The organism is Streptomyces sp. NPDC002788, assembly GCF_053592115.1.
The window spans coordinates 34,493-60,428 of sequence record NZ_JBSFVB010000002.1 but is presented as its reverse complement, the minus strand read 5'-3'; the positions used below and the strand labels follow the sequence as shown (position 1 = coordinate 60,428).

Here is a 25,936-nt window from a genome sequence, read left to right as displayed (position 1 = left end):
AGACAGGGAGGTTAGCGGTCGTTAACCTGAAGGAAATGCGTTAACGCTCATTAACAAGTGAGGGGACCCGCAGGATGCACGAGGCACCGGAGCTCACGAGCGCGGCAGACCCCGCGTCGGAGGCCTTTCGGGCCAACGAGGAGGCGCACCACGCCCTCGTCGAGGAGCTGCGCACCAAGCTGGCCGCAGCCGCACAGGGCGGCGGCGAGAAGGCCCGCGCCCGCCACACCGCGCGCGGCAAGCTGCTCCCCCGCGACCGGGTGGACACCCTCCTCGACCCGGGCTCGCCCTTCCTGGAGCTGGCTCCGCTCGCGGCCGACGGGATGTACGAGGACCAGGCACCGGCCGCCGGTGTCATCGCCGGCATCGGCCGGGTCAGCGGCCGCGAAACGGTGGTCATCGCCAACGACGCCACGGTCAAGGGCGGCACGTACTACCCCATGACGGTGAAGAAGCACCTCCGCGCCCAGGAGGTCGCCCTCGACAACCGCCTCCCCTGCGTCTACCTGGTGGACTCCGGCGGCGCGTTCCTCCCCATGCAGGACGAGGTCTTCCCCGACCGCGACCACTTCGGCCGGATCTTCTACAACCAGGCCCGCATGTCCGGCGCCGGCATCCCGCAGATCGCCGCCGTCCTCGGCTCCTGCACGGCGGGCGGCGCGTACGTCCCGGCGATGAGCGACGAGGCGGTGATCGTCCGCGACCAGGGCACCATCTTCCTGGGCGGCCCGCCCCTGGTGAAGGCGGCCACGGGCGAGGTGGTCACGGCGGAGGAGCTGGGCGGCGGCGAGGTCCACTCCCGCGTCTCGGGTGTCACCGACCACCTCGCGGAGAACGACGCGCACGCGCTGCGCATCGTCCGCACCATCGTCTCCACCCTCCCCGCGCGCGGGACGCTCCCTTGGGAGGTCACGGCGGCGACGGAGCCCAAGGTCGACCCGCACAGCCTCTACGGCGCCGTCCCGGTCGACTCCCGCACCCCCTACGACGTACGCGAGATCATCGCCCGGGTCGTCGACGGCTCCCGCTTCGCCGAGTTCAAGTCCGAGTTCGGTCAGACCCTGGTCACCGGCTTCGCCCGGATCCACGGCCACCCGGTGGGCATCGTCGCCAACAACGGCATCCTGTTCTCCGAGTCCGCCCAGAAGGGCGCCCACTTCATCGAGCTGTGCGACCAGCGCGGCATCCCGCTGGTGTTCCTGCAGAACATCTCGGGCTTCATGGTCGGCAAGGACTACGAGGCGGGCGGCATCGCCAAGCACGGCGCCAAGATGGTCACGGCCGTGGCGTGCACGCGCGTACCGAAGCTCACGGTCGTGGTCGGCGGCTCGTACGGCGCGGGCAACTACTCCATGTGCGGCCGGGCGTACTCCCCCCGCTTCCTGTGGATGTGGCCGAACGCCAAGATCTCGGTCATGGGCGGCGAGCAGGCCGCCTCGGTCCTCGCCACCGTCAAGCGCGACCAGTTGGAGGCCCGCGGCGAGTCCTGGCCGGCGGAGGACGAGGACGCCTTCAAGGCTCCGATCCGCGCGCAGTACGAGCGCCAGGGCAGCGCCTACTACGCGACGGCCCGCCTCTGGGACGACGGTGTGATCGACCCGATGGACACCCGTCAGGTCCTGGGCCTGGCCCTGACCGCGTGCGCCAACGCGCCCCTGGGTGACCCCCAGTTCGGCGTCTTCCGGATGTGAGGGGACGGACGACGATGTTCGAGACAGTGCTGGTGGCCAACCGGGGCGAGATCGCCGTACGCGTCATCCGGACGCTGCGGTCGATGGGCGTGCGCTCGGTGGCCGTCTTCTCCGACGCGGACGCCGACGCCCGGCACGTCCGCGAGGCGGACACGGCGGTGCGGATCGGCCCGGCCCCGGCGTCCGAGAGCTACCTGTCGGTGGAGCGCCTGCTTCAGGCCGCGGCCCGTACGGGCGCGCAGGCCGTCCACCCGGGTTACGGCTTCCTAGCGGAGAACGCCGCTTTCGCCCGCGCCTGCGCCGAGGCGGGCCTGGTCTTCATCGGCCCTCCGGCGGACGCGATCGCGCTGATGGGCGACAAGATCCGCGCCAAGGAGACGGTCCAGGAGGCCGGCGTACCGGTGGTGCCCGGTGGCCGTGACCCGGATCTGGCCGAGGCGGCCCGCGCGCTGGGCGCACCCGTGCTGCTGAAGCCGAGCGCCGGCGGCGGCGGCAAGGGCATGCGCCTGGTGCGGGACCTGACCCGTCTGGAGGACGAGATCGCCTCGGCCCGCCGCGAGGCCAACGCCTCCTTCGGCGATGACACCCTCCTCGTCGAACGCTGGATCGACCGCCCCCGCCACATCGAGATTCAGGTCCTGGCGGACGGCCACGGCAGCGTGGTCCATCTGGGCGAGCGCGAGTGCTCCCTCCAGCGCCGCCACCAGAAGATCATCGAGGAGGCGCCGAGCGTCCTGCTCGACGAGGAGACGCGTTCGGCGATGGGCGAGGCGGCGGTCCAGGCGGCCCGGTCCTGCGGCTACCGGGGCGCGGGCACGGTGGAGTTCATCGTCCCCGGCAGCGACCCGTCGTCGTACTACTTCATGGAGATGAACACCCGGCTGCAGGTGGAGCACCCGGTCACCGAGCTGATCACGGGCCTGGACCTCGTCGAGTGGCAGCTGCGGGTCGCAGCGGGCGAGCCCCTCGGCTTCACGCAGCAGGACGTACGGCTGACGGGCCATGCGGTGGAGGCCCGCATCTGTGCCGAGGACCCCGCCCGCGGTTTCCTCCCCTCCGGCGGCACGGTGCTGAGGCTGCGCGAGCCGCAGGGCGACGGCATCCGCACCGACTCCGGCCTCACCGAGGGCACGGAGGTCGGCAGCCTCTACGACCCGATGCTCTCCAAGGTCATCGCCTACGGCCCGGACCGCGCGACGGCCCTGCGCAAGCTCCGCGCGGCTCTGGCCGAGACGGTCACGCTCGGCGTGCAGACCAACGCCGGTTTCCTGCGCCGCCTGCTGGCCCACCCGGCGGTGGTCTCCGGCGACATGGACACCGGCCTGGTCGAGCGCGAGGTGGAGACCCTGGTCCCCACGGACGTACCGGAGGAGGTGTACGAGGCGGCGGCGGCCGTACGCCTGGAGAGCCTGAAGCCCGAGCCGGGCGGCTGGACGGACCCCTTCTCGGTCCCCAGCGGCTGGCGGCTGGGCGGAGCCCGGAAGCCACCCGCGTTCCACCTGAAGGCGCGGGAGCCGCTGGAGTACACCCCGCGCGGCACGGCGGCGGTCACCGACGACCGGGTCGCGGTGACCCTGGACGGCGTCCGGCACACCTTCCACCGCGCCGTCGACTGGCTCGGCCGTGACGGTGACGCCTGGCACGTCCGCGATCACGACCCGGTGGCCGCGTCCCTCACCCGGGCGGCCCACGGGGGCGCCGACTCGCTGACCGCGCCCATGCCCGGCACGGTGACGGTGGTGAAGGTCGCCGTCGGCGACGAGGTGAGCGCCGGGCAGAGTCTGCTGGTGGTGGAGGCGATGAAGATGGAGCACGTCATCTCCGCCCCGCACGCCGGCACGGTCGCCGAACTGGACGTCTCGCCGGGCACCACGGTCGCCATGGACCAGGTCCTGGCGGTCATCGCACCGCACGAGGAGGCGGCGGAATGACAGTTCCAGGACTCCCGATGGTCGTGCCGACCCGGGACTTGCCCAGCCGGATCCGCATCCACGAGGTGGGTGCGCGCGACGGCCTGCAGAACGAGAAGGCCACGGTCCCCACGGAGGTCAAGGCGGAGTTCATCCGCCGCCTGGCCGACGCCGGCCTCACCACGATCGAGGCGACGAGCTTCGTCCACCCCATGTGGGTCCCCCAACTGGCCGACGCCGAGGCACTGTTCCCGATGGTCGGCGACCTGCCGGTGGCGCTCCCCGTCCTGGTCCCGAACGAACGCGGCCTGGACCGCGCCCTGGCGCTGGGCGCCCGGCGGGTCGCCGTCTTCGCCAGCGCCACGGAGTCCTTCGCCAAGGCCAACCTCAACCGCACGGTGGACGAGGCGCTGGCCATGTTCGAGCCGGTGGTGAGCCGGGCGAAGTCCGAGGACGTCCACGTCCGGGGTTACCTCTCCATGTGCTTCGGCGACCCCTGGGAGGGCGAGGTCCCGGTCCCGCAGGTGGTGAAGGTCTGCCGCGCGCTGCTGGACATGGGCTGCGACGAGCTGAGCCTGGGCGACACCATCGGCGTCGCGACCCCCGGCCATGTGGTCGCGCTCCTCGCCGCCCTGGACGAGGCGGGCGTGCGGCCGTCCGTCCTCGGCGTCCACTTCCACGACACCTACGGCCAGGCCCTCGCCAACACCCTCGCGGCGCTCCAGCAGGGCGTCACGACGGTCGACGCCTCGGCGGGCGGCCTGGGCGGCTGCCCCTACGCGAAGTCCGCGACGGGCAACCTGGCCACCGAAGACCTCGTGTGGATGCTGCGGGGCCTCGGCATCGAAACCGGCATCGACCTCGGCCGCCTCGTCGCCACGAGCGCGTGGATGGCCACCCACCTGGGCCGACCGAGCCCGTCCCGCACCGTCCGAGCTCTGTCCCACGAGGACACCGAGGAGCAGTGATCACCATGGACTACCGCCTCTCCGCCGAACTGGAGGAACTCCGGCGCACGGTCGAGGAGTTCGCGCACGAAGTGGTGGCGCCGAAGATCGGCGACTTCTACGAGCGGCACGAGTTCCCGTACGAGATCGTCCGGGAGATGGGCCGCATGGGCCTGTTCGGCCTGCCGTTCCCCGAGGAGTACGGCGGCATGGGCGGCGACTACCTGGCGCTGGGCGTTGCACTGGAGGAACTGGCGCGGGTCGACTCCTCGGTCGCCATCACACTCGAAGCCGGCGTCTCCCTCGGCGCGATGCCGGTCTACCGCTACGGCACGCAGGAGCAGAAGCGGGAATGGCTCCCCCGCCTCTGCTCGGGCGAACTCCTCGGCGCGTTCGGCCTCACGGAGCCGGACGGGGGCAGCGACGCGGGCGCGACCCGCACGACGGCGCGTCTGGACCCGTCGACGAACGAGTGGGTCATCAACGGCACGAAGTGCTTCATCACCAACTCGGGCACGGACATCACGGGCCTGGTGACGGTCACCGCGGTCACGGGCCGCACCCCGGAGGGCAAGCCGCAGATCTCCTCGATCATCGTCCCGTCCGGCACCCCGGGCTTCACGTTCGCGGCCCCCTACTCGAAGGTCGGCTGGAACGCCTCGGACACCCGCGAGTTGTCCTTCACGGACGTCCGGGTCCCGGCGGCGAACCTGCTGGGCGAGGAGGGCCGCGGATACGCCCAGTTCCTCCGCATCCTCGACGAGGGCCGCATCGCGATCGCGGCGCTGGCGACGGGCCTGGCACAGGGCTGCGTGGACGAATCCGTCAAGTACGCCAAGGAACGCCACGCGTTCGGCAAGCCGATCGCCGCGAACCAGGCCATCCAGTTCAAGATCGCCGACATGGAGATGAAGGCCCACACGGCCCGCCTCGCCTGGCGCGACGCGGCGGCCCGCCTGGTGTCCGGCGACCCCTTCAAGAAGGAAGCGGCCCTCGCCAAGCTCCACTCCTCCACGGTGGCGGTGGACAACGCCCGCGAGGCCACCCAGATCCACGGCGGCTACGGCTTCATGAACGAGTACCCGGTCGCCCGCATGTGGCGCGATTCCAAGATCCTGGAGATCGGCGAGGGCACGAGCGAGGTCCAGCGGATGCTGATCGCGCGGGAACTGGGGTTGGTGGGCTGACCTGGCGGATACCCGGAAGATGACGGTGCGGCTTTGCAGACGTCACTGGCCGACAACCGACCTCGCGTACCGGTACCCGTAACCGGACGCATGTGAGGTCCGAATGAGTCGCACCGTCACCGAATCGGACGACGACGTTCTGCTGCCTGCCGGACGGTGGACGGGACGACTTCGGCTCGGATCCTGGGCGTTGCCCCTGCCGCCGCTTCCCGCGGACCTCGCGCCCGCCAAGTGGCGCCGCCGCGGTCTCCCCTGGTACGCGAAACCTGTACCGGACCACGACCAGGGTTTCGCCCTTCAGGTCGCCCGTACCGACCTGATCCGGGCCGTATCGCGCCGCCTCAAGTCGTAGGCGGGCTCGCCGCCGAGAAGCCTCGGCGCACTCGTGATCCGGATCACTGCTTCGACGGCCATCCCCGCTCCTCCCCGGGCACAGACACCAGGGCCCCCTGGACATCAACCGAGGTTAGGCTAACCTAAGCTTGATTCCAGCCGAACGGCTGTCGGCCGTGCCAGCAGTGGCTCCGTACGCACGAAAGCAGAACCAGTCATGTCGAACGCCACAACCGCCCGCTTCTCCCGCCGCGGCCTGCTCGCCGCCGGTGGCACCCTCGGGCTCGGCGCCCTCGTGACCGCCTGTGGCAGCGAAGACTCCAAGGACGGCGGCTCGGGCTCGAAGGGTGCCGCCAAGTCCGGCCCGTGGTCCTTCAAGGACGACCGCGGCAAGACCGTGAGCCTGGACCACGTCCCCACGAAGATCGTCGCATTCACCGGCGTCGCCGCCGCCCTGTACGACTACGGCATCGAGGTCAAGGGCGTCTTCGGCCCCACCAAGACCAAGGACGGCAAGGCCGACGTCCAGGCCGGCGACATGGACGTCAGCAAGCTGACCGTCTTCGGCAACAGCTTCGACCAGTTCAACGTCGAGCAGTACGCGGCCTTCCAGCCCGAAGTCCTCATCTCCACGACCTTCGACGCCGCCGGCACCCTCTGGTACGTCCCGGAGACCTCCAAGGACAAGATCGCCAAGCTCGCCCCCAGCGTGGCCGTCTCGGTCTTCGACCGGCAGATGCCGAAGCCGCTGCAGCGCATGGCCGAACTCGCCCAGTCGCTGGGCGCGGACATGAAGGCGGCGAAGGTCGTCGAGGCGAAGAAGCGGTTCGAGGCGGCGTCGGAGCGGCTGCGCAAGGCGGCGAAGGCCCGGCCCGAGATCAAGGTGCTGGCAGGCTCCGCCTCCGACGCCATCTTCTACGTCTCCGGTTCCAACTACTCCATCGACCTGGAGTACTTCAAGGCGCTCGGCGTGAACCTCGTCGAGCCTCCCGAGAAGGCGAAGGAAGCCAACGGCGGGTGGTTCGAGAACCTCAGCTGGGAGAACGTCGACAAGTACCCGGCGGACATCATCATGATGGACGACCGTGCGTCGACGATTCAGCCGGCGGACATCACCGAGGCGACCTGGAAGAAGCTGCCGGCGGTCAAGGCCGGGCAGGTCATCTCGCGTTCGCCGGAGCCGATTCTGTCGTACGACAAGTGCGTGCCGTTGGTCGAGAACCTCGCGAAGGCCATCGAGACCGCGAAGAAGGTCGCCTGACGCCCACCGCGTGGCGTGCTCGGGCAGCGGTGGCCGTGCGGGCGGCTGCTCGCGCTCACGCGGCGGAGCCGCACGTCGTACAGCCCCGCACCCCTCAGGCACCTCGCCACGCCCCCTGACCATGATTCAGGGGTCGTTGCACGATGCCCGCCCGGGTCGGACGCTCATAGTGCAAGGACCCCTCAGGAGCCCCTCATGACCACCGCCGTGGCCGCACCGTTCCGCTTCTTCTCGCTCCAGGTCGTGCGGACGAGGCGACTCGGGCCGTCTCTGGTCCGGGTCACCTTCGCAGGACCCGACCTGCACGCCTTCCACTCCGACGGGCGCGACCAGTCCCTGTCCCTGTTCCTGCCCCACCCCGGACAGCCCGAGCCGGTCGTGCCGCTCGAGCTCGGGGACGGGTGGTGGCAGGGGTGGCGTGAACTGCCGGACGACGTACAGGCCGTGATGCGGTCGTACACCCTGCGCGCCCTGCGCCGGGACCCGGACGAGATCGACGTCGACTTCGCCCTGCACGGCATCGAGCCGGGCGCCGATGTCCAGGCGGGTCCCGCCTCCCGCTGGGCCGCCGGGGCCGCCGCCGGCGACCGGGTGCTGTTGCTCGGCCCGGCCGTCGCCGACAACCGGGCGATCCGCTTCCGGCCTCCCGAGGACACCGACCTCGTGGTCGTCTGGGGCGACGAGACCGCCCTACCGGCCGCCTCGGCCATCGTCGAGTCGCTGCCCGCCGGCACCCGCGCCCGGGTCTGGCTGGAAGTGCCCCACGCCGGGGACATCCAGGACCTGCCGACCGAAGCCGACGCCGAGATCACCTGGCTCGTGCGGGAGGAGAGGGGCGCCGCAGGGTCGCCCATGACCCTCGACGCCCTCCGCGAGGCCCGGTTTCCAGCCGCCGAGCGGCCGTACGTCTGGATCGCCGGTGAGTCCGGGTGCGTGAAGGAACTGCGGCGGCACTTCGTGCGGGAGCGCGGGATCGACCGCCGCCGGGTCACGTTCGTCGGCTACTGGCGCCGCGGCGTGAGCGAGGAGCAGTTGCGCGCGGAGAGCTGAGGGGTCCTTGCACTATGAGCGTCCGATCAGGTCGCGTGGTCCGGTGCCGTGCATCGCAAGGCGCCTAAGTGCCCTGGCAGCGGAGCTGCCTGGGCGCTTCAACAACGCGGCGAGGCGCGGTGCCAGGCTGCGCGACCCGGACGGGCACAGTGCAAGGACCCCTAAAGGCGCCTCGACCGAAGTGGCACGAGTGATCACAGTCACGGCGAGGTCTCACCCTCGGGCAATGAAGTTAGGTTAGCCTTACCTAAGCAGAATCCGCGGTTCAGCCCGCCCCTGTTCCGCACCGGACTGTCCCCACCGGAGGACCCCCACATGCGTTCGCACCTGCTCAACGACACCACCGCGGAGCAGTACCGCCGCTCCGTGACCGACGGAGTCGAGCGGGTGGCCGCCAAACTCGCTGCCACCGACCGGCCGTTCAGCGGCGTCACCGTCGACGCCCTCTCGCCCCGCCTCGACGGGATCGACCTCGACCAGCCGCTGCACGACACCACCGCGGTGCTCGACGAACTCGAGGACGTCTATCTCCGGGACGCGATCTACTTCCACCACCCCCGGTACCTGGCCCACCTCAACTGCCCGGTCGTCATCCCGGCGGTGCTCGGCGAGGCCGTCCTGTCCGCCGTGAACTCCTCCCTCGACACCTGGGACCAGTCCGCCGGCGGCACCCTCATCGAGCGCAAGCTCATCGACTGGACGACGGCCCGCATCGGCCTGGGCGAGAACGCCGACGGCGTGTTCACCTCCGGCGGCACCCAGTCCAACCTCCAGGCGCTGCTGCTCGCCCGGGAGGAGGCCAAGGCCGACACTCTCGCCGAACTGCGCATCTTCGCCTCCGAGGTCAGCCACTTCAGCGTGAAGAAGTCCGCGAAGCTCCTCGGACTCGGCCAGGACGCCGTGGTCTCCATACCCGTCGACCACGACAAGCGCATGCAGACCGTCGCCCTCGCCCGAGAACTGGAGCGCTGCAAGCAGGACGGCCTCGTCCCCATGGCCGTCGTCGCCACCGCGGGCACCACCGACTTCGGCTCCATCGACCCGCTCCCGGAGATCGCCGAACTGTGCGAGCAGTTCGCCACCTGGCTGCACGTGGACGCCGCTTATGGCTGCGGCCTGCTCGCCTCCCTGAAGCACCGGGACCGCGTCAGCGGCATCGAGCGCGCCGACTCGGTCACCGTCGACTACCACAAGTCCTTCTTCCAACCGGTGAGTTCCTCGGCCGTGCTGGTACGGGACGCGTCCACGCTCCGGCACGCCACCTACCACGCCGAGTACCTCAACCCGCGCCGCATGGTGGAGGAGCGCATCCCCAACCAGGTGGACAAGTCCCTGCAGACCACCCGCCGCTTCGACGCCCTCAAGCTGTGGATGACCCTGCGGACCATGGGCGCCGACGGCATCGGGCAGCTCTTCGACGAGGTGTGCGACCTGGCGCAGGAGGGCTGGCGGCTGCTCGCCGCCGACCCGCGTTTCGACGTCGTCGTCCGGCCGAGTCTGTCCACCCTGGTGTTCCGCTACATCCCGGCGGCCGTCACCGACCCCGCCGAGATCGACCGCGCCAACCTCCATGCCCGCAAGGCCCTGTTCGCCTCCGGTGACGCCATCGTCGCGGGCACCAAGGTCGGCGGCCGCCACTACCTGAAGTTCACCCTGCTCAACCCCGAGACGAAGGCGTCCGACATCGCCGCCGTCCTCGATCTGATCGCCGGCCACGCCGAGCAGTACCTGGGAGAGTCCCTTGACCGCGCGTCCTGAAAGCCCCGCCACCCATGACTTCGTGGGGATCGGGCTCGGCCCCTTCAACCTCGGCCTGGCCTGCCTCACCGAGCCGATCGACCAGCTCGACGGCGTCTTCCTGGAGTCGAAGCCGGACTTCGAGTGGCACGCGGGGATGTTCCTCGACGGCGCCCACCTCCAGACGCCGTTCCTGTCGGACCTGGTCACCCTCGCCGACCCCACGTCCCCGTACTCCTTCCTCAACTACCTGAAGGAGAAGGGCCGGCTGTACTCGTTCTACATCCGGGAGAACTTCTACCCGCTGCGGGTCGAGTACGACGACTACTGCCGCTGGGCCGCGAACAAACTGAGCAGCATCCGCTTCGGCACGACCGTGACGGAGGTGACGTACGAGGACGACCTCTACGTCGTCAGGACCACCGCCGGTGACACCTACCGGGCCCGTCACCTCGTCCTCGGCACCGGCACCCCGCCCCACATACCCGAGGCCTGCCGGGGCCTGGGCGGCGACTTCATCCACAACTCCCGCTACCTGAGCCACAAGGCGGAGCTGCGGAAGAAGGACTCGATCACGCTGGTCGGCTCGGGCCAGTCGGCCGCCGAGATCTACTACGACCTGCTCAGCGAGATCGACGTCCACGGCTACCGGCTGAACTGGGTCACCCGCTCCCCGCGCTTCTTCCCGCTGGAGTACACCAAGCTCACGCTGGAGATGACCTCCCCGGAGTACGTCGACTACTTCCGCGAGCTGCCCGAGGCGACCCGCTACCGCCTCACGGCCGAGCAGAAGGGCCTGTTCAAGGGCATCGACGGCGACCTGATCAACGAGATCTTCGACCTGCTCTACCAGAAGAACCTCGGCGGGCCCGTCCCCACCCGGCTGCTCACCAACTCCTCGCTGAACAGCGCCCGGTACGAGAACGGCACGTACGCGCTGGGCTTCCGACAGGAGGAGCAGGGCAAGGACTTCGAGCTGACCTCCGAGGGCCTGATCCTCGCCACGGGCTACAAGTACGCCGAGCCCGAGTTCCTGGCGCCGGTCAAGGACCGCCTGGTCTACGACTCCCAGGGCAACTTCGACGTCGCCCGCAACTACGCCGTCGACGTCACCGGCCGGGGCGTCTTCCTGCAGAACGCCGGCGTCCACACCCACAGCATCACCAGCCCCGACCTGGGCATGGGCCCGTACCGGAACGCGTACATCATCCGCGAGCTGCTCGGCTCCGAGTACTACCCGGTGGAGAAGACGATCGCGTTCCAGGAGTTCTCGGTATGAGCATCGGCACTCTCACCGTCCGGCCGCTCGAGCCGCTGAAGGACGCCGGGCTGCTGCACTCCTGGGTCACCCACCCCAAGGCGGCCTACTGGATGATGCAGGACGCCGAACTCCAGGACGTCGAGCGCGAGTACACGCGGATCGCCGCGCACGAGCACCACCACGCCTACCTCGGCCTGCACGAGGGCCGGCCGGCCTTCCTGATGGAGAAGTACGACCCCCGGTACGTCGAGCTGGTCGGGCTGTACGACCCGCAACCCGGCGACGTCGGCATGCACTTCCTGGTCGCGCCGACCGACCGGCCGATCCACGGCTTCACCCGGGCCGTCATCACGGCCGTGATGGACGAGTTGTTCGCCGACCCGCGCACCCGCCGGGTCGTGGTGGAGCCCGACGTGAGCAACAAGGCCGTGCACGCGCTGAACCAGGCCGTCGGGTTCGTGCCCGTCCGTGAGATCGACAAGCCGGAGAAGCGCGCGCTGCTGAGTTTCTGCACGCGCGATCAGTTCCTGGCCGCCCGAGGAGTAGCCGTATGACCCTGTCCGACGCCGTAGCGCATCTGTCCCCCCACCGCTGGGCGCGGGCCAACCGCCTCCTGATCCGCAAGGCCCTCGCCGAGTTCACGCACGAGCGCCTCATCACGCCGGAGGCCACCGGCGACGGGGCGTACGTCGTCCGCAGCGACGACGGCCTGACCCGGTACACCTTCACGGCGACCATTCGCGCCCTCGACCACTGGCAGGTCGACGCCGAGTCGATCACCCGCCACCGGGACGGCGCCGAACTCCCCCTCGCCGCACTGGACTTCTTCATCGAACTGCGGAAGTCCCTGGGCCTGAGCGACGACATCCTGCCGGTCTACCTGGAGGAGATCTCCTCCACCCTCTCCGGCACCTGCTACAAACTCACCAAGCCGAACACCACGGCGGCCGAGCTCGCGCGCAGCGACTTCCAGACCATCGAGACCTCGATGACCGAGGGCCACCCCTGCTTCGTGGCCAACAACGGGCGGCTCGGCTTCGGCATCCACGAGTACCTGTCGTACGCGCCGGAGACGGCGAGCCCGGTCCGCCTGGTGTGGCTGGCCGCGCACCGGTCGCGGGCGGCGTTCACGGCCGGTGTCGGCGTCGAGTACGAGTCGTTCCTGCGCGAGGAGCTGGGCGCCGAGACCGTCGAGCGTTTCCACGGCGTCCTGCGCGACCAGGACCTGGACCCCGCCGACTACCTGCTCATCCCGGTCCACCCCTGGCAGTGGTGGAACAAGCTCACCGTCACCTTCGCGGCCGAGGTCGCCAGGAAGCACCTGGTGTGCCTGGGCGAGGGCGACGACGAGTACCTGGCCCAGCAGTCCATCCGGACCTTCTTCAACCGGACCAGCCCCGAGAAGCACTACGTGAAGACGGCTCTGTCCGTCATCAACATGGGCTTCATGCGCGGTCTGTCGGCGGCCTACATGGAGGCCACCCCGGCGATCAACGACTGGCTGGCCCAGCTCATCGAGGGCGACCCGGTGCTGAAGTCCACGGGCCTGTCGATCATCCGCGAGCGGGCGGCCGTCGGCTACCGGCACCTGGAGTACGAGAAGGCGACCGACCGCTACTCGCCGTACCGCAAGATGCTCGCCGCGCTGTGGCGGGAGAGCCCGGTGCCCGCCCTCCAGGAGGACGAGTCGCTGGCGACGATGGCGTCCCTGGTCCATGTCGACCACGAGGGGGCGTCCGTCGCGGGCGCGCTGATCGAGCGGTCGGGCCTCACGCCGAAGGAGTGGCTGCGCCGCTACCTCCGCGCCTACTTCACCCCCCTCCTGCACAGCTTCTACGCCTACGACCTGGTCTTCATGCCGCACGGCGAGAACGTCATCCTCGTGCTGAGGGACGGCGTCGTGCAGCGCGCGATCTACAAGGACATCGCCGAGGAGATCGCGGTCATGGACCCGGACGCGGTGCTGCCGCCGACGGTCGAGCGGCTGCGGGTGGAGGTCCCGGAGGACAAGAAACTCCTGTCGATCTTCACGGACGTCTTCGACTGCTTCTTCCGCTTCCTCGCGGGGAACCTCGCCGCCGAGGGGATCCTGGAGGAGGACGACTTCTGGCGCACGGTCGCGGAGGTCACCCGCGCCTACCAGGACTCGATGCCCGAGCTCTCCGAGAAGTTCAAGCAGTACGACATGTTCGCCCCCGAGTTCGCACTGTCCTGCCTCAACCGCCTCCAGCTCCGCAACAACGAGCAGATGGTGGACCTGTCGGACCCGTCGGGCGCCCTCCAACTGGTCGGCACCCTGAAGAACCCCATCGCGCAGTTCTGACCCCCAAGCGGACGGGCACCCCGGAGTACGGTCCTCCGGGGTGCCCGTCAGCGCCTTTGGCGCGAGCTCGGCGGGCCGCACCGCAACGTTTCCCCCGAAGAAGCCCTCCATCCCCCTGCCCGAAACCGGGCAGAATTCTTGCGAAAGTGCCGCCGGTGCCCCAAGATCTAGCAAGTGCACGACGAACTCGTTGATCATCTGACGCGGTCCACCCCCCTCAGCCGGGGTGAGGCGCTGCGTGTGATCCAGGACGTGCTCGCCTACTTCGACGAGACGACCGAGGAGTACGTCCGTCGCCGCCACCGCGAGCTCCAGGCCCAGGGCCTGGTCAACGTGGCGATCTTCGAGCGGATCGAGGCGGATCTCAAATACCGCGCGGTGGCCCCGCCGGAGCTCTCGCTCCGGCAGCTGCGGCGCATCGTCTACGGCTAGGAATACGTATCTATGTGCGGAATCGTCGGTTACATCGGGAAGCGTGACGTCGCTCCCCTGCTGCTGGAGGGCCTCCAGCGCCTGGAGTACCGCGGCTACGACTCCGCGGGCATCGTCGTCACGTCACCGAAGACGTCCGGCCTGAAGATGGTCAAGGCCAAGGGCCGCGTCCGCGACCTGGAGGCCAAGGTCCCGGCCCGCTTCAAGGGCACGACCGGCATAGCCCACACCCGCTGGGCCACCCACGGCGCCCCCTCCGACGTGAACGCCCACCCGCACCTGGACGCCGAGGGCAAGGTCGCCGTCGTCCACAACGGCATCATCGACAACGCCTCCGACCTGCGCCGCAAGCTGGAGGCGGACGGCGTCGAGTTCCTCTCCGAGACCGACACCGAGGTCCTCGTCCACCTCATCGCCCGCTCGCAGGCCACCAAGCTGGAGGACAAGGTCCGCGAGACCCTCCGGCTGATCGAGGGCACGTACGGCATCGCCGTCATGCACGCCGATTTCCCCGACCGCGTCGTCGTCGCCCGCAACGGCTCGCCGGTCGTCCTCGGCATCGGCGAGAAGGAGATGTTCGTCGCCTCCGACATCGCCGCGCTGGTCGCCCACACGCGGCAGATCGTCACCCTCGACGACGGCGAGATGGCCACCCTCAAGGCCGACGACTTCCGCACGTACACCACCGAGGGCACCCGCACCACCGCCGAGCCCACCACCGTCGAGTGGGAGGCCGCCTCCTACGACATGGGCGGCCATGACACCTACATGCACAAGGAGATCCACGAGCAGGCCGACGCCGTGGACCGCGTGCTGCGCGGCCGCATCGACGACCGCTTCTCCACCGTGCACCTGGGCGGCCTGAACCTGGACGCCCGCGAGGCACGCCGGATCCGCCGCGTGAAGATCCTCGGCTGCGGCACCTCGTACCACGCGGGCATGATCGGCGCCCAGATGATCGAGGAACTGGCCCGCATCCCGGCCGACGCCGAGCCGGCCTCGGAGTTCCGCTACCGCAACGCGGTCGTCGACCCCGACACCCTCTACGTCGCGGTCTCCCAGTCCGGCGAGACCTACGACGTGCTGGCGGCCGTGCAGGAGCTGAAGCGCAAGGGCGCCCGGGTCCTGGGCGTGGTGAACGTGGTCGGCTCGGCGATCGCCCGCGAGGCGGACGGCGGCATCTACGTGCACGCCGGCCCCGAGGTCTGCGTGGTTTCCACCAAGTGCTTCACCAACACCACGGTCGCCTTCGCCCTGCTCGCCCTCCACCTGGGCCGCACCCGCGACCTGTCGGTCCGCGACGGCAAGCGGATCATCGAGGGCCTGCGCAAGCTGCCCGCCCAGATCGCCGAGATCATGGAGCACGAGGAGGACGTCAAGAAGCTGGCCCTGCAGTTCGCCGAGGCCCGCTCGATGCTCTTCATCGGCCGCGTGCGGGGCTACCCGGTGGCCCGCGAGGCCTCCCTGAAGCTCAAGGAGGTCTCCTACATCCACGCAGAGGCCTACCCCGCCTCCGAGCTCAAGCACGGCCCGCTGGCCCTGATCGAACCGGCCCTCCCCACGGTCGCGATCGTCCCCGACGACGACCTGCTCGAGAAGAACCGCGCCGCCATGGAGGAGATCAAGGCCCGCAGCGGCAGGATCCTCGCGGTGGCCCACCAGCACCAGGAGAAGGCCGACGAGACGATCGTCGTCCCGAAGAACGAGGACGAGCTGGACCCGATCCTGATGGGCATCCCGCTCCAGCTCCTGGCGTATCACACGGCGTTGGCGCTGGGCCGGGACATCGACAAGCCCCGCAACCTGGCCAAGTCGGTGACGGTGGAGTAACCGCTCCGATCACCGAAGGGACCACCGCGGCGAGCAACCACGTCCGCGTCAGCGGCGCCGGTCCAGGCGCAAAGAGGACGGACCCCCACGTGCTGCCACCTCGCACAGGGGGTCCGTTTTCATCGCCGGGAAGCCGCCCGCCTCCCCGGCCCGCGCAGCTAACCGGTGGCCGTCACTCCCCGGCCGGCAGCGCGTCGCGGAAGTGCCGTGGGCCAGTGTGCGAGCGCCGCGGTGGCCGCGTACCAGGCCACAGCCCCCGCGGCCACCGCGAACCACCCACCGACCTTCGCCGGCCCCTCGTTCCCGGCGAACAGGGCGATCGCGAGAAGCACCAACGACACGAAGAACAACCCGTACACGCCCTGCCCGAGTCGGTCCCCGCCGGCCAGCGTGAGGGACAGCGCCACGAGAGCGAACAACAGCAGGAACAACCCGGCCCCGTTGCCGGCGGCGTCCGCGGACACGGCCCAGGTGAACCACAGCGCCCCGAGCACCGAGAACGCCGCACCACCGACGGAGTCACCCTCGCGCAGGGCCACGAGTCCGGTGACGAAGAGGGCGATCCCGCCCACGTACTGTGCGATTGACACGGTGTCAGCGGCCGACACACCGTCGATCACGGCGGTATGCCCCATCCCGAAGGCCAACAGGGTGATTCCGAGGGCGAGTCGGCCGACCACGACCGTGATTCCACTTCCCGCGGAGACGTCTTTGTCCACGGCGGGCTCCCTTCGTGCATGTGCAGTTGTGCGGTGTCCCGTATATGCCCTTCACAAGGGCACAAACACCTCTACGCGCAAGTAAATTGCGCGGCACAAAGGGAGTTGCACTCAGGGGATGACGACAACGGGCCGCTGCGCCCGCTTGGCGAGCCGCCCCGCGACGGAGCCGAAGATCCGCCCGACGATGCCGTGGGTCGACCCCACGACGATCGCGTCGGCCTCGTACTCACGGCCGACCTCTTCGAGCTCGTGGCAGATGTCACCGCCACGCTCGACCAGGATCCAGGGCACCTCGGCGAGGTAGTCCGCACAGGCCAGTTCGAGCCCGAGCACCTCGGTCCGGTGGTCCGGCACGTCCACGAAGACGGGCGGCTCGCAGCCGGCCCACACCGTGGTCGGCAGCCGGTTGGCGACGTGGACGATGATCAGGCCCGAGCCGGAACGATGGGCCATGCCGATCGCGTACGCCAGGGCGCGCTCACTGGACGTGGAGCCGTCGAAGCCGACGACGACCCCGTGCTTGAAGGCGGGATCGCAGGAACGGCGTGACTCTTCCGCCGCCAGGGGCTCGGCCGCCGTGGGATCGGCGACGGGCCGCTTGCGGTCCGCGGGTTCGAAGAATTCGTGACCGGCCATGGCTGTCTCGGCGTCGTGATCCTTTATGGGTGGGACAACAGTGTGCGGCGGAGCTGTGTCCGGAATGGTCTTCCCGATCCCATACCCCCAAGGGTACGGCGGCACGCCTCCTTGGCCCAGCTCCCGCCCGTCGTGCGTGCGGGTTCCAGGGAGCATGCACGAGGCGACGCCCGTAACGCAATGGTTGCTGCGCTGTACAGGCGGTTCGCACAGGATTCACTTACCTGTGGGGGGCGATCCGGCCGCACGGTGACCGACGCCGCGGCCGCGCGTTGAACCCCGTGAGCCACGCCCCAGGGAGTACACATGTCCGGACCACGCTCCGCCTCCGAGGCGGACCGCGCGACCCCGCCGCAGCGGGGCACCGCGACGGACGTGATCCGCTGGGCGGCTTTCAGCTGCCTGCTCGTCCCCGTCGTACTCCTCTCCTGCGGCACCTCCCTGGCCGGTGCCGTGGGCACGGCTCTCGGGCTCGCCGTCGGCACGGGCGCCTGCCGGATCCTGCTGCGCCAGTCCGAGCGGGGCGCGGCCCGTATCGCGGCCGAGGACCGGGCGCCCCACCGGGGCAGGCACCACCGCACCGGAACGGGGTCGCACCGTGGCGCACGGCACACCGGGGGAGATACACCGGTCGGCTGACCGGTTTCCGCGCACGGGCACGCTGCTTTTCAGCCAACTTCTCGCACCTGTGCATCACCCTGCCCCACCACCCCCCGACCCCCGTTCGACCTGCACGGAAAGGGCCTCAAGGGCCCTGCGCACCCTACGTGGATTGGCCACCGCGACAAGGCGCACTTCCCTGCGCGCCCCACGAGTGCAACGCTTCGTGATCGAATGCTTCACGCCAAGTTGCCAAGTCGACAATGTGCCGAGTGCCGAACCGGCCACCTCGGCGCGACGCGACACAGTAGATTCGATCTTGACTGTCTACGGCGGGGGACTCGTGCAGGACCGAGGGGAAACGTGCAGGAGCGACACAACCGAGGAGCCGCGACCACCGAGGGGGGCTTAGCAGTATGAGCCACGACTCCACTGCCGCGCCGGAAGCCGCGGCCCGGAAGCTTTCCGGGCGACGCCGCAAGGAGATCGTCGCGGTGCTGCTGTTCAGCGGCGGCCCCATCTTCGAAAGTTCCATACCGCTGTCGGTGTTCGGGGTTGACCGCCAGGACGCCGGCGTACCGCGCTACCGCCTTCTGGTGTGCGGGGGCGAGGACGGCCCGCTGCGGACCACAGGGGGACTCGAACTCACCGCACCGCATGGCCTGGAAGCGATCTCGCGCGCGGGCACGGTCGTCGTACCGGCCTGGCGTTCGATCACTTCTCCGCCACCGGAGGAGGCGCTCGACGCGTTGCGTCGCGCCCACGAAGAGGGCGCCCGCATCGTCGGGCTGTGCACCGGCGCCTTCGTCCTCGCGGCGGCGGGCCTGCTGGACGGCCGCCCCGCGACGACACACTGGATGTACGCACCGACGCTGGCCAAGCGCTACCCGTCGGTACACGTGGACCCGCGTGAGCTGTTCGTCGACGACGGCGACGTGCTGACGTCGGCGGGCACCGCCGCGGGCATCGACCTGTGCCTGCACATCGTGCGCACGGACCACGGCAACGAGGCGGCCGGGGCCCTGGCCAGACGGCTCGTCGTGCCGCCCCGCCGCAGCGGTGGGCAGGAGCGCTACCTCGACAGGTCTTTACCGGAGGAGATCGGCGCCGACCCGCTGGCCGAGGTCGTCGCCTGGGCGCTGGAGCACCTCCACGAGCAGTTCGACGTGGAGACCCTGGCGGCACGCGCGTACATGAGCCGGCGTACGTTCGACCGCCGCTTCCGCTCGCTGACCGGGAGCGCTCCGCTGCAGTGGCTGATCACGCAGCGGGTGCTCCAGGCGCAGCGCCTGCTGGAGACGTCGGACTACTCGGTGGACGAGGTGGCGGGGCGCTGCGGCTTCCGGTCGCCGGTCGCCCTGCGCGGGCACTTCCGCCGCCAGCTGGGCTCGTCCCCGGCCGCGTACCGGGCGGCGTACCGGGCCCGGCGCCCGCAGGGCGAGCGGCCCCAGGACACCGAGGCCGCCCAGGGCGGTCCCGGGTCCGGCGTACCGGGCCATCCGGGCCACGCCGGGCAGCCGCCCGCCGCCCTGCACCCGGAGCACCCGATGCCGCACCAGTCCCGCCGTGCGGCGGCGGCGAGCGCGGTCGGAGCGCCTCAGGCCCTGTCGGCGAGCCTTCCGGGGCAGCGCAACGCGACGTGACCTCGTAGTGCCGGGCGGGCAGCCAGACCAGGCCGGCCCGCCCGGCACCTGAGCACGCCGACGCGCCACACCCCGGCGGCGACCGGCGACATCTCGGCCGTCCGGCTTTCGAGAACGACGGCGACCGGTCAACGGCGGCGCCTGACGACGACGGCGACCGGCCACACCCCGGCCCGCCCGACGCCTGAGGACGAGGCCGTTCAGGCCGAAGCGGGGGCCGGGGCGGCAGCCCCCGGCAGGCCGGGCACCCACGCCGGGCTCCCGGCAAGCCACGGCACCCGCACGCACGGCCGACCCGCGGAGCGACCCCGCGCCGTAAGGTTAGACACATGAACGATCGCATGGTGTGGATCGACTGCGAGATGACCGGCCTCTCGCTGTCGGACGACGCGCTCATCGAGGTGGCCGCCCTCGTCACGGACTCCGAGCTGAACGTGCTCGGCGAGGGCGTGGACATTGTCATCCGGCCGCCGGAGCGTGCGCTGGAGACGATGCCGGATGTGGTGCGTCAGATGCACACCGCGTCCGGACTGCTAGCCGAGCTGCCGAACGGCACGACGCTGAAAGACGCCGAGGAGCAGGTCCTGGCGTATGTGAGGGAGTTCGTCAAGGAGCCGGGCAAGGCCCCGCTGTGCGGCAACTCCGTCGGCACGGACCGCGGCTTCCTGCTGCGTGACATGCCGACGCTGGAGGACTACCTGCACTACCGGATCGTCGACGTGTCGTCGATCAAGGAGCTGGCCCGCCGCTGGTACCCGCGGGCGTACTTCAACAGTCCGCAGAAGAACGGCAACCACCGCGCGCTCGCCGACATCCGCGAGTCGATCGCGGAGCTGCGGTACTACCGGGAGGCCGTGTTCGTCCCGCAGCCCGGGCCCGACTCGGACGCCGCGAAGAAGATCGCCGCGAAGCACGTCCTGCCCGCTCAGTAGGCAGAACAGGGGTCCGACGAGGGGCGCCTCGAAAGCCGGGCGCGAGCACCCCTTCGGACCCTGTACACTTTTTCTCGGCCGGTCGGGGACATCACTGATCTCCAAGCCGGTCATGGTGGGTGTAGCTCAGCTGGTAGAGCACCTGGTTGTGGTCCAGGATGCCGCGGGTTCGAGTCCCGTCACTCACCCTGACGAACGAGGGGCTGCTCCGGGAAACCGGGGCAGCCCCTCGTTCGTGTTCTGGACGGCTCGTGGCCCCGTGCGATGGTGACGTGCATCAATGAGCCGGTGGAGTGCGACGCTACCCGGGCCTCAGCGCCCCCTCGCCCGCCACATCTCCGTCAACTTTCCCACCCCCGTGAACCGTTCGGCCGCATCGGCTCGCGTGGCGCGTTCCGCCATCGCCGGTTGCGCCACTGTCCTCCGCCCGAACCGCCGGAGCGGGCCTCGAAGCGGTGGAGCCGGGGGACGTCGCCGGGTGGCGTACGACCCGGTGGACGGCCCCGGGCCCGGTTCAGCGACGAACCGGCCTGGACCGTCGTGGCCTCCTTCGCGAACCCGCGTCGCCGTTCGCGAGCCGGACTCCGTACGGGACACAGCCGGAGTTCTGATCGGGGAAGGCGCGGAAGATTCCGCCCGCCGTGCGCAGGTGCGGCTCGGTCCGATCGGCATCGGTCGTGTCCAGCAGGGGATGGTCCGTCAGGAGGACGACCGGTGAACCAGCTCCGTGGCCAGCACCATCTGGCGTCTTTCCGGGGCGCGGGACGCGAGGGGGCGGCGGTCGGCGACCTCCGAGAGGAGGAGGTGGATCATCCGGCGGCCCATCTCCTCGATGGGCTGGCGGACGCTGGTGAGGGGCGGGTCCATGTGGCGGGCTATGGCGGAGTCGTCGTAGCCGACGAGCGCCACGTCGTCGGGGATGCGGCGGCCGGCCTCACGCAGGGCCTGACGGGCGCCGGCCGCGGTGACGTCGGAGGCCGCGAAGACCGCGTCGAGGTCGGGCCGGCGCTCCAGCAGCGCGGTCATCGCGCGCCGACCGCCCTCCTCGGTGAAGTCGCCCGGCTCGATCAGCGCCTCGTCCACCGCGTGGCCCGCGTCGCGCAGGGCGTCGCGGTAGCCGTCGATGCGGCGCTGGGCACCGTAGACGTCGAGGCGGCCGGTGATGTGGGCCGTCCGGCGGCGGCCGCGGGACAGCAGGTGCTCGACGGCCTGGCGCGCACCGCCGTAGTTGTCGGAGTCCACCGAGGCCAGCGTCTCCCCGGCCGACCGCGGACCGCTGATGACCGCCGGGATCTCCAGCTGTGCGAGCAGGTCCGGCAGCGGATCGTGCGCGTGCACCGAGACCAGCAGGACGCCGTCCACCCGGTGGGCCGCCAGGTACTGGGCGAGGCGCTGACGTTCACGGTCGCTGCCCGCGAAGATCAGCAACAGCTGCATCTCCGTCTCGGCCAGCTCCGCTCCGACGCCCTTGAGCATGTCCGAGAAGTACGGCTCCGCGAAGAACCGCGTCTCCGGCTCGGGCACGACCAGCGCGATCGCGTCCGTACGGTTGGCGGCCAAGGCCCGGGCCGCGGTGTTCGGGACGTAGCCGAGCTCGGCGACCGCCGCCTCGACGGCCGCGCGGGTCGCGTCGCTGACCCGGGGTGAACCGTTGATCACCCGGGAGACGGTGCCGCGGCCCACACCGGCGCGCGCCGCCACCTCTTCGAGGGTGGGCCGGCCCCCGCTCCGGCCCCGCGCTCCGTGGCTTGCCATGGGCTTCCGCCTTCCGTCGTGTGTCACGCTGGCTGGAATCTAACAGCCCCGTCAGAGCCGGTGACCGCCCCTGGGAGCCGGGCGTTCCGGGACCTCCGCTTCGGCCCGTACGCATCCTTCGCGAACGGCCCGGCGGCTGAAACCAGTCGGACGCGTCGGCGTGCGAACGCTCCCGCGGGTCCAGTTAACAGCCCGATAACTGAACGCACTTCTCGGCGCTCGGTCCCTTGACACCCTCGCTCCGACCGGCAACCCTTCAACACATCACTGGTGGGAGCGCTCCCACGGTACCTGACACATACACATCCCGCACGTTCCCCGCCCGAGCCGCAGCGAGTGAGAAATGGGCCCGACCAAGCAGTTGGCCCGGGGGGTCGGCACGTCAGGGCAACAGGAGGACCTCAGATGCGAGCACGTAGGGCGGTAGTGCTGGCGGCCGTCGCGTCGCTGGGCGCCGGGCTGCTGGCCGGTTGTGCCGACGACGGCGGCAACGGCTCGGGATCGTCGGGCGGCAGTGATGGCAAGACCGTCATCACCATGGGCCTCTTCGGCACCTTCGGCTTCAAGGAGGCCGGTCTCTACGCCGAGTACGAGAAGCTCCACCCGAACATCAAGATCCAGGAGAACGTCACCGAGCGGAACGAGAACTACTACCCGGCGCTCGTCAACCACCTCACGACCAACAGCGGCCTGATGGACATCCAGGGCATCGAAGTCGGCAACATCGCCGAGGTGGTCGCGACGCAGGCGGGCAAGCTCGAGGACCTCTCGAAGGCGCCGGGCGTGAAGAAGGACGACTACCTGGACTGGAAGTGGCAGCAGGCCACCACCAAGGACGGCCAGACGATAGGTCTCGGCACCGACGTCGGCCCGATGGCGATCTGCTACCGCAAGGACCTCTTCGAGAAGGCCGGTCTGCCCACCGACCGCGAGGAGCTCGCGAAGAGGTGGGCGGGTGACTGGAAGAAGCTGATCGACGTCGGCCAGGAGTACAAGAAGAAGGCGCCCGAGGGCACCACGTTCATGGACTCCCCCGGCGGCCTGATGAGCGCCGTCCTCAGCAGTGAGAAGGTCCGCTTCTACGACGAGTCCGGCAAGGTCATCTACAAGGACAACCCGGTCGTCAAGGACGCGTTCATGATGACCGCGAAGGCGGCCGAGGACGGTCTGGTCGGTGCGCAGAGCCAGTTCCAGCCGGCCTGGGACACCACGATCGCCAACGGCAAGTTCGCGGCGATGTCCTGCCCGCCGTGGATGCTCGGCTACATCGAGAGCAAGTCGAAGCCCGAGGCGCAGGGCAAGTGGGACGTGGCGCCCGCGCCCAAGTCCGGCAACTGGGGCGGTTCCTTCCTCAGCGTGCCGAAGAGCGGCAAGCACGTGAAGGAGGCCACCGAGCTGGCCGCCTGGCTGACCGCGCCCGAGCAGCAGGCGAAGCTGTTCGAGAAGCGCGGCAGCTTCCCCAGCACGCCGTCCGCGTACGACACTCCGGCCGTGCAGAACGCGAAGAACAAGATGACCGGTGACGCCCCGATCGGCAAGATCTTCGCCGAGGCCGCCGAGACCAGCCCGGTCCAGGTCATCGGACCGAAGGACCAGATCATCGGGTCCAGCCTGAACGACAACGGTCTCGTCCTCGTCACCAAGGGCAAGTCGCCCGAGGAGGCCTGGAACACGGCCGTGAAGACCATCGACAACAACCTGGACAAGTGACCGGTATGGCCACCCGCCCCGACACCGCCGCGCTCCCCTCCAAGGAGGGGGGCGCGGCCCCGGCCGGTCCGGACTCGGGCAGGACGCCCGCGCCGGCGGACGAGCGCCGCCGGGCCCGGCTGTCCCGCCGCTGGCAGCGGGACGTGCGCTGGAGCCCGTACGCCTTCGTCTCGCCGTTCTTCCTGCTGTTCGTCGCGTTCGGCCTGTTCCCGCTGATCTACACGGGCTGGGCCTCGCTGCACCAGGTGGAACTCACGGCGCCCACCGACATGAACTGGGTGGGGCTGCGCAACTACACCCGGATCTTCGACGACGACTTCTTCTGGAACGCGGCGAAGAACACCCTGACCATCGGCATCATCTCCACCGTTCCGCAGCTGCTGATGGCGATGGGCATCGCTCACATCCTGAACTACAAGCTGCGCGGCTCGACCTTCTACCGGGTCGTGATGCTCGCGCCGTACGCGACCTCGATCGCCGCCGCCTCGCTGGTGTTCGTGCTGCTCTTCGGCCGCGACTACGGCATGATCAACTGGGTTCTGAACATGGTCGGCATCGACCACGTCGACTGGCAGAACGACAGGTGGCCCTCCCAGATCGCCGTCTCGACGATCATCATCTGGCGCTGGACCGGCTACAACGCGCTGATCTACCTGGCGGCGATGCAGGCCATCCCGAACGACCTGTACGAGTCGGCGGCGCTGGACGGGGCCAACCGCTGGCAGCAGTTCTTCCATGTGACGCTGCCGTCGCTGCGGCCGACGATCCTGTTCACGGTCGTCGTGTCGACCATCGGCGCCAGCCAGGTCTTCGGCGAGCCGCTGCTGTTCGACGCGAACAAGGGCGCCTCGGGCGGTGCCGAGCACCAGTTCCAGACGCTCGGCCTGTACCTGTACGAGCAGGGCTGGGTGAACCAGCACCTCGGGCGGGCCTCCGCGATCGCCTGGACGATGTTCCTCATCCTGATCGTCGTCGGCATCGTCAACTACGTCATCTCGCGCCGGCTGCGCGCCAGTAGCTAAGGAGTGTGGCCGTGACGACGACTGTGACGCCCCCCGAGACGAAGACACCCGCCCAGGAGCAGAAGCGCTCGCGCCTGCCCAAGTCCGCGCGGGCGGGCGGGACCCTGCACGCCGGCCCGATCGCCTACGCGGTCCTGGGCCTGTTCACCATCGTCTCGCTGTTCCCGCTGGTGTGGACGGCGATCGCCGCCTCCCGTGACAACCAGCGGCTGGCCGAGACGCCTCCGCCGTTCTGGTTCGGCGCCAACCTGTTCAACAACCTGGAGATCGCCTGGCGGGACGCCAACCTGGGTGAGGCGTTCCTCAACACCACGATCGTCGCGGGCGTGTCGTCGGCGACCATCGTGTTCCTCTCGACGATCGCCGGGTTCGCCTTCGCCAAGCTGCGGTTCAAGGGCCGGGGCGCGCTGATGCTGATCGTGATCGGCACGATGATGGTGCCGCCGCAACTCAGCGTGATCCCGCTCTACATGATGGTCGCCAAGCTGGACTGGACCGACCAGCTGCAGGCGGTCATCTTCCCCTCGCTGGTCAGCGCGTTCGGAGTGTTCTTCATGCGGCAGTACCTGATCCAGGCGCTGCCGGACGAGATCATCGAGGCGGCCCGGGTGGACGGCGCGAGCAGCTGGCGCGTGGTGTGGCACGTGGTGTTCCCCACCGCCCGGCCCGCGATGGCCGTGCTCGGCATGCTGATGTTCGTGCAAGCCTGGAACGACTTCCTGTGGCCGTTCCTGGTGCTGACCCAGACCGGCAACCCGACCGTGCAGGTCGCGATCGCGGGTCTCGGCCGCGGCTACACGCCCGACCAGTCGCTGATCATGGCGGGCGCGCTGCTCGGCACGCTGCCGCTGCTGCTGGTCTTCGCGATCTTCGGCAAGCAGATCGTGGGCGGCATCATGCAGGGCGCCGTCAAGGGCTGACCTGTTCCCGGGGCCGGGTCAGCGCCGCTCCGGC

The 25,936-nt window shown here is 69.8% G+C and carries 22 protein-coding genes and 1 tRNA gene; 20 read left to right on the top strand and 3 right to left on the bottom strand.

Features of this window, described 5'->3' with window-relative positions:
- Nucleotides 1-74: 74 nt before the first annotated feature.
- From ACWD1U_RS03530 to glmS, 13 genes are all read left to right on the top strand, one after another.
- Nucleotides 75-1,691, top strand: a complete 1,617-nt coding sequence (locus ACWD1U_RS03530) for a carboxyl transferase domain-containing protein (RefSeq protein ID WP_451104030.1) — start codon at nt 75-77, stop codon at nt 1,689-1,691.
- Between the two features lie 14 nt (nt 1,692-1,705).
- On the top strand, nt 1,706-3,622 hold the full coding sequence (locus tag ACWD1U_RS03525) for an acetyl/propionyl/methylcrotonyl-CoA carboxylase subunit alpha (protein WP_451104029.1): 1,917 nt from the start codon (nt 1,706-1,708) through the stop codon (nt 3,620-3,622).
- On the top strand, nt 3,619-4,569 hold the full coding sequence (locus ACWD1U_RS03520; protein ID WP_451104028.1) for a hydroxymethylglutaryl-CoA lyase: 951 nt from the start codon (nt 3,619-3,621) through the stop codon (nt 4,567-4,569). The genes ACWD1U_RS03525 and ACWD1U_RS03520 overlap by 4 nt, the downstream gene beginning before the upstream one ends.
- A 5-nt stretch (nt 4,570-4,574) precedes the next feature.
- Nucleotides 4,575-5,735: an acyl-CoA dehydrogenase family protein gene (locus ACWD1U_RS03515; RefSeq protein WP_451104027.1), complete on the top strand. Its 1,161-nt coding sequence runs from the start codon at nt 4,575-4,577 to the stop codon at nt 5,733-5,735.
- 103 nt (nt 5,736-5,838) lie between these two features.
- Nucleotides 5,839-6,087 carry a hypothetical protein gene (locus ACWD1U_RS03510; RefSeq protein WP_451104026.1) on the top strand — a complete coding sequence of 83 codons (249 nt, stop codon included), beginning with the start codon at nt 5,839-5,841 and terminating at the stop codon, nt 6,085-6,087.
- Between the two features lie 198 nt (nt 6,088-6,285).
- The gene (locus tag ACWD1U_RS03505; RefSeq protein WP_451104025.1) at nt 6,286-7,329 is read left to right on the top strand and encodes an ABC transporter substrate-binding protein; all 1,044 of its coding nucleotides are present in this window, start codon (nt 6,286-6,288) and stop codon (nt 7,327-7,329) included.
- A 195-nt stretch (nt 7,330-7,524) separates the two neighbouring features.
- A complete protein-coding gene (locus tag ACWD1U_RS03500; RefSeq protein ID WP_451104024.1) occupies nt 7,525-8,379 on the top strand; it encodes a siderophore-interacting protein in 855 nt (284 codons plus the stop codon).
- A gap of 315 nt (nt 8,380-8,694) precedes the next feature.
- The gene (gene desA / locus ACWD1U_RS03495; protein ID WP_451104023.1) at nt 8,695-10,137 is read left to right on the top strand and encodes a lysine decarboxylase DesA; all 1,443 of its coding nucleotides are present in this window, start codon (nt 8,695-8,697) and stop codon (nt 10,135-10,137) included.
- Nucleotides 10,121-11,395, top strand: a complete 1,275-nt coding sequence (locus ACWD1U_RS03490; RefSeq protein WP_451104022.1) for a lysine N(6)-hydroxylase/L-ornithine N(5)-oxygenase family protein — start codon at nt 10,121-10,123, stop codon at nt 11,393-11,395. Before desA ends, ACWD1U_RS03490 begins: the two co-directional genes overlap by 17 nt.
- Nucleotides 11,392-11,931, top strand: coding sequence for a GNAT family N-acetyltransferase (locus ACWD1U_RS03485; protein ID WP_451104021.1), 540 nt, complete (start codon nt 11,392-11,394; stop codon nt 11,929-11,931). Before ACWD1U_RS03490 ends, ACWD1U_RS03485 begins: the two co-directional genes overlap by 4 nt.
- On the top strand, nt 11,928-13,700 hold the full coding sequence (locus ACWD1U_RS03480) for an IucA/IucC family protein (protein ID WP_451104020.1): 1,773 nt from the start codon (nt 11,928-11,930) through the stop codon (nt 13,698-13,700). Before ACWD1U_RS03485 ends, ACWD1U_RS03480 begins: the two co-directional genes overlap by 4 nt.
- A 174-nt stretch (nt 13,701-13,874) precedes the next feature.
- Nucleotides 13,875-14,132, top strand: coding sequence for a hypothetical protein (locus ACWD1U_RS03475; RefSeq protein ID WP_451104019.1), 258 nt, complete (start codon nt 13,875-13,877; stop codon nt 14,130-14,132).
- 12 nt (nt 14,133-14,144) lie between these two features.
- Nucleotides 14,145-15,962, top strand: a complete 1,818-nt coding sequence (gene glmS, locus ACWD1U_RS03470) for a glutamine--fructose-6-phosphate transaminase (isomerizing) (RefSeq protein ID WP_451104018.1) — start codon at nt 14,145-14,147, stop codon at nt 15,960-15,962.
- Nucleotides 15,963-16,120: 158 nt separating this feature from the next.
- Here glmS and ACWD1U_RS03465 read toward each other — a convergent pair whose 3' ends face one another.
- Nucleotides 16,121-16,681: a GPR1/FUN34/YaaH family transporter gene (locus ACWD1U_RS03465; protein ID WP_451104017.1), complete on the bottom strand. Its 561-nt coding sequence runs from the start codon at nt 16,679-16,681 to the stop codon at nt 16,121-16,123.
- A gap of 111 nt (nt 16,682-16,792) precedes the next feature.
- Nucleotides 16,793-17,320: a universal stress protein gene (locus ACWD1U_RS03460; RefSeq protein WP_451104016.1), complete on the bottom strand. Its 528-nt coding sequence runs from the start codon at nt 17,318-17,320 to the stop codon at nt 16,793-16,795.
- A 306-nt stretch (nt 17,321-17,626) separates the two neighbouring features.
- Here ACWD1U_RS03460 and ACWD1U_RS03455 point away from each other — a divergent pair, with 306 nt between their 5' ends.
- The 4 genes from ACWD1U_RS03455 (at nt 17,627) to ACWD1U_RS03440 (ending at nt 20,683) form a co-directional block, all read left to right on the top strand.
- Nucleotides 17,627-17,959, top strand: coding sequence for a hypothetical protein (locus ACWD1U_RS03455; RefSeq protein WP_451104015.1), 333 nt, complete (start codon nt 17,627-17,629; stop codon nt 17,957-17,959).
- Nucleotides 17,960-18,336: 377 nt separating this feature from the next.
- Entirely contained in the window at nt 18,337-19,563 is a 1,227-nt protein-coding gene (locus ACWD1U_RS03450; RefSeq protein WP_451104014.1) for a helix-turn-helix domain-containing protein, read from the top strand.
- A 329-nt stretch (nt 19,564-19,892) separates the two neighbouring features.
- Nucleotides 19,893-20,495 (top strand): oligoribonuclease, encoded by a 603-nt coding sequence (orn, locus tag ACWD1U_RS03445; RefSeq protein ID WP_451104013.1) that lies wholly within the window; start codon nt 19,893-19,895, stop codon nt 20,493-20,495.
- A 115-nt stretch (nt 20,496-20,610) separates the two neighbouring features.
- A tRNA-His gene (locus ACWD1U_RS03440) sits at nt 20,611-20,683 on the top strand.
- A 511-nt stretch (nt 20,684-21,194) separates the two neighbouring features.
- Here ACWD1U_RS03440 and ACWD1U_RS03435 read toward each other — a convergent pair.
- On the bottom strand, nt 21,195-22,250 hold the full coding sequence (locus ACWD1U_RS03435) for a LacI family DNA-binding transcriptional regulator (RefSeq protein WP_451104012.1): 1,056 nt from the start codon (nt 22,248-22,250) through the stop codon (nt 21,195-21,197).
- Between the two features lie 405 nt (nt 22,251-22,655).
- Here ACWD1U_RS03435 and ACWD1U_RS03430 point away from each other — a divergent pair, with 405 nt between their 5' ends.
- The 3 genes from ACWD1U_RS03430 to ACWD1U_RS03420 are packed head-to-tail and all read left to right on the top strand — an operon-like array spanning nt 22,656 to nt 25,902.
- Nucleotides 22,656-23,960, top strand: coding sequence for an ABC transporter substrate-binding protein (locus ACWD1U_RS03430; protein WP_451104011.1), 1,305 nt, complete (start codon nt 22,656-22,658; stop codon nt 23,958-23,960).
- A 5-nt stretch (nt 23,961-23,965) separates the two neighbouring features.
- Nucleotides 23,966-24,982, top strand: coding sequence for a carbohydrate ABC transporter permease (locus ACWD1U_RS03425; protein ID WP_451104991.1), 1,017 nt, complete (start codon nt 23,966-23,968; stop codon nt 24,980-24,982).
- Nucleotides 24,983-24,993: 11 nt separating this feature from the next.
- Nucleotides 24,994-25,902 (top strand): carbohydrate ABC transporter permease, encoded by a 909-nt coding sequence (locus ACWD1U_RS03420; RefSeq protein WP_451104010.1) that lies wholly within the window; start codon nt 24,994-24,996, stop codon nt 25,900-25,902.
- Nucleotides 25,903-25,936: the final 34 nt, after the last annotated feature.